General features: G+C 70.5%; 1 protein-coding gene. It reads left to right on the top strand.

Going from position 1 to position 13792, the window contains the following annotated elements:
• Nucleotides 1-3: 3 nt before the first annotated feature.
• Nucleotides 4-13587: an amino acid adenylation domain-containing protein gene (locus ACTJJK_RS07620; protein WP_440729912.1), complete on the top strand. Its 13584-nt coding sequence runs from the start codon at nucleotides 4-6 to the stop codon at nucleotides 13585-13587.
• Nucleotides 13588-13792 lie beyond the last annotated feature (205 nt).

Below are 13792 nucleotides of genomic sequence, written 5' to 3'. Positions count from 1 at the left end.
CAGATTGAAGACCTGCTGCCGCTGTCGCCGTTGCAGCACGGCTTCCTGTTCCACGCCCTCTACGACCACGAGGTGCAGGACAGCTATGTCGTGCAGATGGTGTTCGCGCTCGATGGAGTGCTCGATGCGGCAGCGTTGCAAGCGGCGGCGCAAGCGCTGTTGCGGCGCCATGCCAGCCTGCGCGCGGCCTTCGTGCACCACAAGATCAAGGAGCCGGTGCAGGTCATCCAGCGCGAGGTCGAGCTGCCGTGGCGCGAGATCGATATCAGTGGTTTGCCTGCGGATGAGCGTGCCGATGCGCTGGCCCAGACGATCGCCGACGACCAACAGCAACGCTTCGAACTGACCCGTGCCCCGCTGCTGCGCTTCGTGCTGGTGCGCGAGTCGGCAACGCGGCATTACCTGGTGTTCACCAGCCATCACATCCTGCTCGACGGCTGGTCTTCGCCGATCCTGCTGCAAGAGTTGTTCGCGCTGTACCGCAACGGCGCCGACGCGCAGGCGCTGCCGCGGGTCACGCCCTACCGCGACTACATGCGTTGGCTGACCTCGCGCGATGCGGCCGCGGCGCGCAGCGCCTGGCGCGACGCCTTCGCCGGCTTCGAGGAACCGAGCCGGATCGCAGCGGCCACGACCGCAGCGGCGGTGCCCGACACCTTGCGTATCGACCTGCCCGATGCGCTGGTGCAATCGCTGACCCGGCTTACGCGCGGCCTCGGCGTGACCCTCAACACCATCGTGCAGGCGGCGTGGGGGCTGTTGCTCGGCCGCCTGACTCATCGCCGCGACGTCGCCTTCGGCACCACGGTTTCGGGCCGCCCGCCGGAGCTGGCCGGCGTCGAGCAGATGGTCGGTTTGTTCATCAACACTTTGCCACTGCGCTTGCAATGGCGGCCGGACGAATCGGTGCGCGACCTGCTACTGCGTCTGCAGACCGAGCAATCGGCGCTGCTCGATCACCAGCACCTTGGCCTGACTGAGATTCAGCGCCTGGCCGGTCACGGCGAACTGTTCGACACCCTGGTGGTGTTCGAGAACTTCCCGGTCGGCGACGGCGACGAGGCCGCGCCCGATGCGCTGCGCATCGCCCTGCACAGCCACCACGGCGGCGACACCTCGCACTACCCGGTCGGCCTGGCGCTGATTCCCGGCCACCCGTATCAACTCAAGCTGAGCTACCGGCCGGATCTGTTCACGCGTGACGAGGTGCTGCGCCTGGGCGGCCGTTATCAGCGTCTGCTGGAGGCCTTCGTCGCCGATGCCGGGCAACCGGTCGGCCGCATCGAACTGCTCGATGCCGCCGAAACCGCGCAGGTGCTGCGCGACTGGAATGCGACCGAACACGCGGTGCCAGCACAAACCCTGGCCGAGTTGTTGAGCGCGCAAGCGGCGCGCACACCCGATGCGGTCGCCGTCGTGTTCGAAGGGCAGACGCTGAGCTACGCCGAACTCGACGCGCGCGCCAACCGCCTCGCCCATCGCCTGATCGCCGACGGCATCGGCCCGGAGGATCTGGTCGGCGTGGCCTTGCCGCGTTCGTTGGAACTGGTCGTCGCCCTGTGCGCGGTGCTCAGGAGCGGCGCGGCCTACCTTCCGCTCGACACCGATTACCCGAGCGACCGCCTCGCCCACATGATCGCCGACGCGGCACCGGTGCGGATCCTGACGCGTGGCGACGTCGTCGAACGGCTGCCCGCGCGTGAGGGTTTGTGGCTGCTCGACGATGCAGGGCTTGTTGCGGAATTGAGCGACTGTGCCGACGCCGCACCCACCGACACTGATCGCACGCGTCCGCTGCAGCTCGATCACCCGGCCTACGTGATCTACACCTCCGGCTCGACCGGCACGCCGAAAGGCGCGGTGATTCCGCACCGCGGCATCGTCAACCGTCTGGCCTGGATGCAGGGCGAGTACGGCCTGCAGGCCGACGACGCGGTGCTGCACAAGACCCCGACCAGCTTCGACGTGTCGGTGTGGGAGCTGTTCTGGCCGCTGCTGCACGGCGCCCGCCTGGTGGTCGCGCGCCCCGACGGCCATCGCGACCCGGCCTATCTGGCGTCGCTGATCCAGCGCGAACAGGTCACCACCGTGCACTTCGTCGCCTCGATGCTGGAGATGTTCGTGCAGGAGCCGGGCGCGGCCGCCTGCACCAGCCTGCGCCGCATCGTCTGCGGCGGCGAAGCGCTGTCGGCCGATCTGCATCGCCGCGTCGCCGCGCACATCGGCCGGCCGCTGCATCACTCCTACGGCCCGACCGAAGTCTCGATCGGCGTCACCGCCTGGCCCTGCCGCGAGATCGAAGACGGGCCGATTCCGATCGGCGGGCCGATCTGGAACACGCGCTTGTACGTGCTCGACAACGCGCTGCGGCCGGTGCCGGCCGGGGTCACCGGCGAGCTGTATATCGCCGGCCCCGGGCTGGCGCACGGTTACCTGCGCCGCGCCGCGCTCAGCGCCGAGCGTTTCGTCGCCGATCCCTTCGTTGCCGGCGAACGCATGTACCGCTCCGGCGACTTGGCCAGTTGGCGCGAGGACGGGGTCATCGTTCACCGCGGTCGCGTCGATCACCAGGTCAAGCTGCGCGGCTTCCGCATCGAACTCGGCGAGATCGAAGCCGAGCTCGCCCGCGCCGGCTACCCGCGCAACAGCGCGATCGTGCGCGAGGACCGGCCGGGGCAGAAGCAGATCGTCGCCTATGTGGTCGCCGATACCACGAAACAGAACGAGATCGACCGCGACGCGCTGCGCGAGACCCTGGCCGCGCGCCTGCCCGAGTACATGGTCCCGGCCGCGATCGTCGTCCTCGACGCCTTGCCGCAGTTGCCCAACGGCAAGCTCGACCGCAAAGCGCTGCCGGCGCCGGACTTCGTCCCGGCCAGCCTGCGCGCCCCGCGCACTCCGCGCGAACAAACCCTGTGCGCGCTGTTCGCCGAAGTGCTCGGCCTGTCGGACGAGCACGCCGCCCAGCTCGGCATCGACGACAGCTTCTTCGTCCTCGGCGGCCATTCGCTGCTGGCGATCCGCTTGATCAGCCGCATCCGCGCCGAACTCGACGTCGAGCTGTCGATCCGCAGCCTGTTCGAGACCCCGACCGTCGCCGGCCTGGCGACCGCACTCGATCCGAACCAGAGCCGTCGCCTGGCCCTGCGGCCGATGCCGCGGCCCGAGACTTTGCCACTGTCGTTCGCGCAACGCCGGTTGTGGTTCCTGCACCAGTTCGAAGGCCCCAGCGCGACCTACAACATGCCGCTGGCGCTGCGCCTGGACGGCGAGTTGAACGTGGACGCGCTGCGCGCCGCGCTCGCCGACCTGTGCGCGCGCCACGAAAGCCTGCGCACGGTGTTCCCCGCTGGCGAGGTGCCGAGCCAACAAGTACTCGAACGTGCGGCCCCCACTTTGGATGTCGTCGACAGCGACGAACCCACCCTGGCCGATACGCTCTCGCACGCCGCCGCATACGCCTTCGACCTGCGCCATGAGATCCCGCTGCGCGCGACCCTGGTCCGGCTCGGCCCGCAACAACACGCGCTGCTGCTCTTGCTGCATCACATCGCCGGCGACGGCGCCTCGCTGGCGCCGCTCGCGCGCGACTTGGCCGAGGCCTATGCCGCCCGTCTCGACGGCAACGCACCGATCCGCGCCCCGCTGCCGGTGCAATACGCCGACTACACCCTCTGGCAACAACACCTATTGGGCGATGACGCCGATCCCGACAGCCTGATCGCGGCCCAGATCGCTTACTGGCGCGACGCCCTGGCCGGCCTGCCCGAGCAGATCGAACTGCCGAGCGACCGCCCGCGGCCGCCGCGCGCCAGCTATCGCGGCGGCCAGTGCGGCTTCGCCCTCGACGCCGACACCCACGCACGCCTGCGCGCCATCGCCCGACGCCACCACGCGACCTTGTTCATGGTCCTGCAGGCCGCGCTGGCCGCGACCCTGACCCGGCTCGGCGCCGGCACCGACCTCGCCATCGGCACACCGGTCGCCGGCCGCCAGGACGCCACCCTGCACGAACTGGTCGGGCTGTTCCTCAACACTTTGGTATTGCGCACCGACACGAGCGGCAACCCACGCTTCAGCGAATTGCTGGCGCGGGTACGCGCGACCGACCTGGCCGCCTTCGAGCACCAGGACCTGCCATTCGAGCAACTGGTCGACACGCTGAAACCCGAGCGCTCCTTGAGCCACCACCCGCTGTTCCAGGTGCTGTTGGTGCTGCAGAACACCGAGCAGGCCGAACTGCACCTGCCCGGCCTGCGCGCCTACGCGGCCGAGTTCGCCCTCGATGTGGCCAAGTTCGACCTGAGCTTCGCCTTCTGCGAGCGCTTCGACGACGCCGGCCAGGCCGACGGCCTCGACGGTGCGCTCGAATACGCCAGCGATCTGTTCGACCCGGCCACCGCCGAGGCGATCGCGCTGCGGCTGCAGCGCATGCTGATCGCCGTCGCCGAAGACGACCGACGGCCGATCGGCGCGGTCGAGTTGCTCGACGCCGATGAGCGCCAGCGCCTGCTGCGCGACTGCAACGACACCGCACACACCGTCGAACTCGAATCGGTCGCGGCCGCGTTCGAGCGCCAGGTCGCGTCGACCCCGCACGCCATCGCCGTGGTCGGCGACGGTATCGAGTGGAGCTACGCCGAGCTCGATCGCCGCGTCGAAGCGCTCGCCCACGAGCTGCGCAGTCGCGGCGCCGGCACCGAACGCGGCGTCGCCCTGCTGCTGCAGCGGTCGCCCGACTTGGTCGTGGCCGTGCTCGCCGTGCTCAAGACCGGCGCCTATTACCTGCCGCTGCACGAGCAGCACCCCGACGAGCGCCTGGGCCAGTTACTGGCCGAGACCGAAGCCGCCGTGTTGATCGCCGATGCCGGCATCGATGCACGCAGCTTGACCCATCCCAACTTGCTGCGTCTGGACCGCTTCGATTTCGACGCGTCCACCGAATCGCGTGCACGCAAGCCGGCCATCCATCCTGAGCAACTCGCCTACGTCATGTACACCTCTGGCTCGACCGGGGTGCCGAAGGGCGTGGCCGTGCGTCAGCGCGACGTGGTCGAGTTCGCCCGCGACCGCCGCTTCGCCAGCGGCCACGAGACCGTGCTGCTGCATTCGACCCACGCTTTCGACGCCTCGACCTACGAGCTGTGGGTGCCGCTGTTGAACGGCGGGCGCCTCGTGGTCGCGCCGGCCGCTGCGCTCGATGCGCTCGATTTCCGCCGCCTCATCGCCCGCCATCGCCTGTCGACCCTGTGGCTGACCACCGGCCTGTTCCACGAGCTCGCCGAGTCCGCGCCCGAATTGTTCGCCGGCCTGGCGCAGGTCTGGACCGGCGGCGAAGTGCTGTCGGCCGATACCGTTCGGCGCCTGCAGGCACGGCACCCGCATCTGCACCTGGTGCACTGCTATGGCCCCACCGAGACCACCACCTTCGCTGTGAGCGGCGCGATCGCGGCTTTGGACGAACACACCCACAACGTCCCGATCGGCACGCCGCTCGACAACATGCAGGCCTACGTGCTCGACGAGGCACTGCAACCGGTGCCGGCCGGCGTGCCCGGCGAGCTGTACATCGCCGGCGCCGGTTTGGCGCGCGGCTATCTGCAGCGCCCGGCCTTGAGCGCCGAGCGTTTCGTCGCCAACCCCTTTGAAATAGGCCAGCGCATGTACCGCTCCGGCGACCGCGTGCGCTGGCGCGACGGCCGCATCGAGTTCGTCGGCCGCATCGATCAACAGGTGAAGATCCGCGGCTTCCGCATCGAACTCGGCGAGATCAAGGCCGCGCTCGCTCGCGCCGGTTGGCCGCACAATCTCGTGGTCGCCCGCGAAGACCGCCCGGGGCAGAAGCGACTGGTCGCCTATCTGGTCGGCGACCGCGAACGGCTCGACCGCGACCGACTGGAACGCCTGCGCCGCGCACTCGCCACGCAACTGCCCGAGTACATGCTGCCGGTCGCCTTCGTGGTGCTCGATCGCCTGCCCTTGACCGCGAACGGCAAGCTCGACCGCGGCGCCCTGCCATCGCCCGATGCCGCTGCGGCCGGCGGCCGCGGCCCGCGCAACCCGGGCGAGCAGACTCTGTGCAGGCTGTTCGCCGAAGTCCTCGGCGTGCGACGCGTCGGCATCGACGACGACTTCTTCGCCCTCGGCGGGCATTCCCTGCTGGCCACGCGTCTGCTCGGCCGGATCCGCGCCGAGCTCGGCAGCGAAGTCGCACTGCGCAGCCTGTTCGAGGCGCCGACGGTCGAGGCCCTGGCCCAGCGCCTCGCAAGCGGCGCACGCACGCGCCCGCCGCTGCGACGGCAGGAGCGGCCGGCGACCTTGCCGCTATCGTTCGCCCAGCAGCGCCTGTGGTTCCTGCACCAACTGCAAGGCCCCAGCGCCACTTACAACATTCCGCTGGCCTTGCATCTGCAGGGCGAGCTCGATGCGGACGCACTCGAACGCGCCCTCAACGATCTGATCGCCCGCCACGAAAGCCTGCGCAGCATCGTCCCGCTGACCGATACGCCACAGCAGTGCGTGCTCGATCGCGCCGAGTTGCGTCTGGCGACGGTCGAACTCGACGAGTCCGACTTGCCGGCGGCGCTCAATGCCGCGGTCGCCCATGCCTTCGATCTGAGCCGGGAGCTGCCGCTGCGCGCGCAGTTGTTCCGGCTCGGCCCGCAACGGCACGCCCTGCTGCTGTTGCTGCACCACATCGCCGGCGACGGCGCCTCGCTGGCGCCGCTGGCGCGCGACCTCGCCAGCGCCTACGCGTCGCGGTTGCGAGGCCAGCCGCCGGCATGGATACCGCTGCCGGTGCAGTACGCCGACTACACCCTCTGGCAACGGCAATGGCTCGGCGACGAGCGCCACCCGGACAGCACGATCGCCCGACAGATCGGCTACTGGCGCGAAGCCCTCGCCGGCCTGCCGGAGCGCATCGCGCTGCCGCAGGACCGGCCGCACCCGCCGGCGGCGAGCCATCGCGGCCGGCGCCTGTCGTTCGCCGTCGACGCCGACACTCACGCGCGCCTGCTCGCGCTGGCGCAAGGCCGCAACGCCACCTTGTTCATGGCCCTGCACGCGGCCCTGGCCGCGACCCTGAGCCGGCTCGGCGCCGGCGACGACTTCGCCATCGGTACGCCGATCGCCGGCCGCGTCGATCCGGCCCTCGACGGTTTGATCGGCCTGTTCGTCAACACCCTGGTGCTGCGCAGCGACACCGCCGGCGACCCGAGCTTCGAGGAACTGCTCGACCGCGTGCGCCGCGTCGACCTCGCCGCCTACGAGCATCAAGACCTGCCGTTCGAGCATCTGGTCGAGGCCTTGAACCCGGCGCGCTCGCTGTCGCATCACCCCTTGTTCCAGGTGATACTGAGCCTGCAGAACGGCATCGGCGCCGATGCCGAACTGGTATTGCCCGGCCTGAGCCTGCGCACCCAGGCCTTCGACCTCGACATCGCCAAGTTCGAGCTCAGCGTCGGCTTCAGCGAATGCCGCGGCCGCGACGGCCGCCCCGACGGACTCGACGGCAGCATCGAGTACGCCACCGATCTGTTCGACGACGCCACAGCACGCGACATCGCCGAACGACTGCAACGCCTGCTGCGCGCGGTCGCGATCGACCCGAGCCGACCGATCGGCGGCATCGCCCTGCTCGGGGAAGACGAACGGCAGCGGCTGCTCGCAAGCGGCCGCGGCGACGAGGCTGTCGAGCCCATCACCGTGAGCGCGGCCTTCGAGCGCCAGGTCGCCCTCACGCCGACCGCGTCGGCCCTGGTGTTCGGCGACAGCGTGCTGAGCTACGCCGAACTCAATCGCCGCGCCAATCGCCTCGCCCATACCCTGATCGGCCGAGGCATCGGCCCGGAAGACCGGGTCGCGCTGGTGTTGCCGCGCTCGCCGCACGCCATCGTCGCGGTGCTCGGCGTGCTCAAGGCCGGCGCCGCCTTCGTGCCGCTGGACCCGGAGTATCCGCTCGATCGCCTCGCTTACATGCTCGACGACGCCAGCCCGCGCCTGAGCATCGGCGACCGCGCCGGCCGCGCCCGCTTGCCGGCACTGGCCGAGGCGGCCTGGTTCGGCCTCGACGACGAGGCCAACCTCGCCGCGATCGACGACAGCCCGCTGCACAACCCGAGCGATCGCGAACGCACGAGCGCGCTGCGGGTGCAGCACCCGGCCTATGTCATCTACACCTCCGGCTCCAGCGGCCGGCCCAAGGGCGTGGTCGTCGCTCACGCCGGCATCGCCAACCTGATCGAAAGCGGTGTCGAACCGCTCGCCATCGGCGCCGATGCGCGCGTGCTGCAGTTCGCCTCGCTGAGTTTCGATGCCGCGTTCTGGGAGCTCTGCATGGCGCTGTTGTCCGGCGCCGCACTGGTGATGGCCGAGTCCGAGCGCCTGCTGCCCGGCCCGGCCCTGACCGCAACGATGCGCGCGCATCGCATCACCCATGCGCTGTTGCCGCCGGCGGTGTTGTCGCTGTTGAACCCGGACGACCTGCCGGACTGCCGTCGCCTGATCGTCGGCGGCGATGCCTGTGCACCCGCGCTGGCCCATGCCTGGGCGCAAGGCCGCGGCTTGATCAATGCCTACGGCCCGACCGAGACCACGATCTGCACGAGCATGACCGCGCCACTGGCGAGCGACGCCGTGGCATCGCAGCACCGCTTGCCGATCGGGCACGCGGTGCGCGGCAGCCGCTTGCATGTATTGGATGCGCGCCTGCGGGCGGTGCCGGTCGGCGTGCCCGGCGAGCTCTACATCGGCGGCCCGGGGCTGGCGCGCGGGTACCTCGATCGCCCCGGCCTGAGCGCCGAGCGCTTCGTCGCCGACCCCGATGCGCCCGGCGAACGCATGTACCGCTCCGGCGATCTGGCGCGCTGGCGGCGCGACGGCCAGCTCGAATTCCTCGGCCGCGCCGATCGCCAGCTCAAGCTGCGCGGCTTCCGCATCGAACCCGGCGAGATCGAGGCCGCACTGGCCGAGGCCGGTTTCCCGCACAACACCGTCGTCGCACGCGAAGGCCCGCACGATCAGCCGCGCCTGGTCGCGTATCTCGTTGCTGCGAACGTCGACACCGCGGCGCTGCGGCGCCGGCTCGCGTTGCGCCTGCCCGAGCACATGCTGCCGGCGGCCTTCGTCGTCCTCGAACGCTGGCCGCTGACGCCGAACGGCAAGCTCGACCGCCGCGCCTTGCCGGCGCCCGGGCTCGATGCGGCCGCGGCCGAACACTACGCAGCGCCGCGCGGCGAGGTCGAACGAACCGTCGCGGCGCTGTGGCAGGAATTGCTGAGCCTGCCGCGGGTCGGCCGCCACGATCACTTCTTCGAGCTCGGCGGGCACTCGCTGTTGGCGGTGCGCTTGATCGAACGCATGCGCCAGGCCGGGCTGATCGCGCGCGTGCGCCTGCTGTTCGCTCAGCCGACCCTGGCCGCCTTCGCCGCCACGGTGGTAACCGCGGCAATCGAGCATCGCGCGCAGCCCGAAGTGCCCACGTACGCGATCCCCGCCGATTGCACCGCGATCACCCCGTCGATGTTGCCCCTGGCGAATCTGAGCCAGGCCACGATCGACCGGTTGATCGCCGAGGTGCCCGGCGGCGCCGGCAACGTCCAGGACATCTACCCGCTCGCGCCGTTGCAGGAGGGACTGCTGTACCACCACCGCACCGCCCAGGCCGGCGACCCTTATCTGCTGCAAGCGCTGTTCCGCTTCGACAGCCGCGCCCGCCTCGACGCGTTCCGCGACGCCTTGCAGGCGGTGATCGACCGCCACGACATCCTCAGGACCGCGATGGCCTGGGAGGGCCTGGCCGAACCGGTGCAGGTGGTGTGGCGACGCGCGCAGCTGCCGATCGAGGAGATCGCCCTGGACCCGAGGGCCGGCGCTGTCGCCGCGCAGTTGCAAGCCCAGGTCGATCCGCGTACGCGTCGGCTCGACGTGCGTCGCGCGCCGCTGCTGCGCTTGAGTTGCGCACACGACGGCGCCGACGGCCGTTGGGTCGGCGCGCTGCAGTTTCATCACATGGCCCTGGACCACACCGCGCTCGAGGTGGTGCAACGCGAGATGCAGGCTTTCCTGCACGGCGAGATGGCGAGCCTGCCCGCGCCGGTGCCGTACCGCGACTACGTGGTGCAGGCGACCCTCGCCCAAGGCGAGGTTGCGCACGCAGCCTTCTTCCGCGACCTGCTCGGCGATGTCGACGAACCAACCCTCGCGTTCGACGTCGACGGATCGCCGGCCAAGAGCCACGACAAACCCGGCGCGTACGACGCCACAACGGGCGACGACGAAGCCCACGAGGAATTAGACAGCGAACTCGATCAGCGCCTGCGCGCACAGGCACGGCAACTCGGGGTCAGCGTGGCGAGCCTGCTGCACCTGGCCTGGGCGCAGGTGTTGGGACGGTTGAGCGGACGCGACGACGTGGTGTTCGGCACGGTGCTGTTCGGCCGTTTGCATGGCGCCGCGCACTCCGATCGCGCCCTGGGCATGTTCATCAACACTTTGCCTTTGCGCGTCGCACTGACCGCAGACGTCCGTGCAGCGGTGCAGGCCATCCACGCAGGCCTCGCCGCGTTGTTGGAACACGAACACGCGCCGCTGGTGCTGGCGCAGGCCTGCAGCGGCGTCGCCGCGCCGCGGCCGCTGTTCAACAGCCTGCTCAACTACCGCCACAGCGCGCCGACCGCCGACGCCGCCTGGCCCGGCATCGAGGCCCTGGACTCGGCCGCGGGCGAACGCACCCACTATCCGCTGACCGTGGCGGTCGACGACCTGGGTACGGGCTTCGCCCTCGGCGTGCGCACCCGTGCCGGCATCGATGCCGCGCGCGTTTGCGCCTGCCTGCGCCAGTCGCTCGAATCCCTGGTCGACGCGCTCGAACACGCGCCGCACACGCCGGTGCTCGGTCTCGAAATCTTGCCGCCGCAACAGCGCGAGCAAGTCCTGGTCGCCTTCAACACGCCGCAGATGGACGCCGCTGAAGACGACTGCCTGCATCGCCGTTTCGAGGCGCAGGCCGCGCGCAGCCCGGACGCGGTCGCGCTGAGCTACGAAGGCGCCACGCTGACCTACGCCGAACTCAACGCCCGCGCCAACCGGGTCGCCCATCGCCTGCTCGCACTCGGCATCGCGCCCGACGACCGCGTCGGCCTGTGCGCCGAGCGCGGGCCGGAGTTGGTGATCGGCGTGCTCGGCATCCTCAAGGCCGGCGCCGGCTATGTGCCCTTGGACCCGGCCTATCCGGCCGAACGACTGCGCTATCTGCTCGACGACAGCGCACCGGTGGCGGTGCTGGCGCCGTCGCAGATGCACGAGACGCTGGGCGCGGCCTCGGTACCGCTGCTCGAACTGAGCGCCGAGGCCTTCGCCGACCTGCCGACGCACGACCCGCAGTTGCCCGCGCTCGGGCCCCAACATCTGGCCTATGTGATCTACACCTCGGGCTCGACCGGGCAGGCCAAGGGCGTGATGGTCGAACACCGCCAGGTCGCGCGCCTGTTCGCCGCGACCGCGGCGCAGTTCCGGTTCGGCGCCGACGACGTCGGCGTGCTGTTCCATTCCTTCGCCTTCGATTTCTCGGTCTGGGAGCTGTGGGGCGCCTTGCTGCACGGCGGGCGGCTGCTGCTGGTGTCGCGAGCGACCAGCCGTTCGCCGCAAGAGTTCTACGAATTGCTGTGCCGCGAAGGCGTGACCGTGCTCAACCAGACCCCGACCGCGTTCCGTCACCTGATCGCCGCGCAGAGCCGCAGCCAGCACCGCTTGCGGGTGGTGATCTTCGGCGGCGAAGCGCTGCAGACGAACCTGCTCGCCCCCTGGTACCGGCGCGCCGACAACGCACGCACCCAGTTGGTCAACATGTACGGCATCACCGAGACCACGGTGCACGTGACCTATCGCGCCCTGAGCGCAGCCGACGCCGAGCGCACCGGCGCCAGCCCGATCGGGCGCGCCCTCGCCGACCTGCGCGTCTACGTGCTCGACGCGCAGCGCCAACCGCTGCCGATCGGCGCGATCGGCGAACTCTACGTGGCCGGCGCCGGCGTCGCGCGCGGTTATCTGCATCGCCCGGCGCTGACCGCGGAACGTTTTCTCGACGATCCGTTTTGGCCGCAGGCGGCGCACGCGCGCATGTACAAGACCGGCGACCTGGGCCGCTGGTTGCCCGACGGCAGCCTCGAATACCTCGGCCGCAACGACGATCAGGTCAAGATCCGCGGCTTCCGCATCGAGCTGGGCGAGATCGAGGCGGCCTTGCAGCAAGTCGCAGGCATCGAGCAGGCGCTGGTCGTCGCGCGCGACGACGGCCCCGGCGCGCTCGTTGAGGACGGTCCTGCTGTCGATGGTCCCGCCGAGAAACGCCTGATCGCCTATTACACCGGCCCGTCGCTGCCGGCCGAAACCTTGCGCGCGCGGCTGCAGGCGCGCTTGCCCGAGCACATGCTGCCGGCGGCCTATGTGCACCTGCCGCAGTGGCCGCTGACCGCCAACGGCAAGCTCGACCGCAAGGCCTTGCCGGCCCCGGACCTGGATGCGGTCGCGACCCGCCGCTACGAAGCGCCGCGCGGCGAAGTCGAGACCACGCTCGCCGGCATCTGGTGCGAACTGCTCAAGCTCGACCGGGTCGGCCGCCACGATCACTTCTTCGAACTCGGCGGCCATTCGCTCAAGGCGATCAACCTGGTCGCGCGCGTCGCCGAGGCCTTCGACGGCCAGTCGCTATCGTTGCTGGCCTTCTATGCGCAGCCGACGATCGCGGCGCTGGCGCAGTCGCTGCAAGCCGGACAGGCCGCGGCCTACGACCCGGTGCCGCAGTTGTTGGCGAGCCGCGCCCGCAGCGAACTGACGCTGCTGTGCGTGCCCTATGCCGGCGCCTCGGCGACGATGTTCCGACCGCTCGCCGAGCACCTGGCCGCATTGGACCCGCGCATCAGCGTGTATGCGGTGGCGATGCCGGGCCGCGATGCCGACGAGGCCGGGGCCGGACTGCGCGACCTCGATGCGCTGGCCGCGCTCTGCGTCGAACGCCTGCTGGCGAAGACCGACGGCGAGATCGGCCTGTACGGCCACTGCGTCGGCAGCGTGCTGGCGCTGGAAATCGCCCGCCGCCTGGAAGCGGCCGGGCGGCCGCTGAAGTTCGTCTGCGTCGGCGGGGTGCTGCCGCTGTCGAGGCTGTCGCGATGGCTGCTCGGGCGCGACCCTTGGAAGTCCACCAGCGATGCGCAACTGCGCGAACTGATCCGGGCCTGGGGCGGGTCGACCGAGGGCCTGCACGAGGACGCACTGCAACGCCTCAGCGCCGGCTTCCGCCAGGACGCCCGCCTGGCCGCGGCCCACCTCAAAGGCCGGCCGCCACCGCGGATCCAGGCCCCGCTGTTCAACATCAACAGCGAGGACGACCCCCTGACCCGCGGCCATCGCCGCAAGTACCGGCGTTGGCGGGCCTGCTCGGAGCGGGTCCACGCCATCGTCCTGGCCGACGGCGGGCATTATTTCGTCAGCCGGCAGCCGGCGCAGGTGGCCGCCATCGTCCACGCCATCGACCGGGGCCACGGCCTGCTGGGCCGCAGCCGCGGCGGCGTCATCGACTGGGGCTGAGCGCCAGGCGCTCCGGCGATCACGGCGGGCCGGCCTCCGCGCCGGCCCGATCCGGCCGGCCGGTCGCCGCCGCGCAAGGCCTGCGCGGCTTCACCCGCCGCGAATCCGGGCCGCCCCATCCTGCCCATATCGCCATCTCGCACCTCGAAACAACCAACGCGCATTTCCCTAGGCGCTGGCCGCTGGGATAGCGTCCCACCTCTCT

Origin of the sequence: Lysobacter sp. 22409, from assembly GCF_052045105.1 — a bacterium.
GTDB lineage: Bacteria > Pseudomonadota > Gammaproteobacteria > Xanthomonadales > Xanthomonadaceae > Lysobacter > Lysobacter antibioticus_B.
Note: the sequence above shows the minus strand (reverse complement) of the source record. Positions and strands in the feature narration are given on the sequence as shown.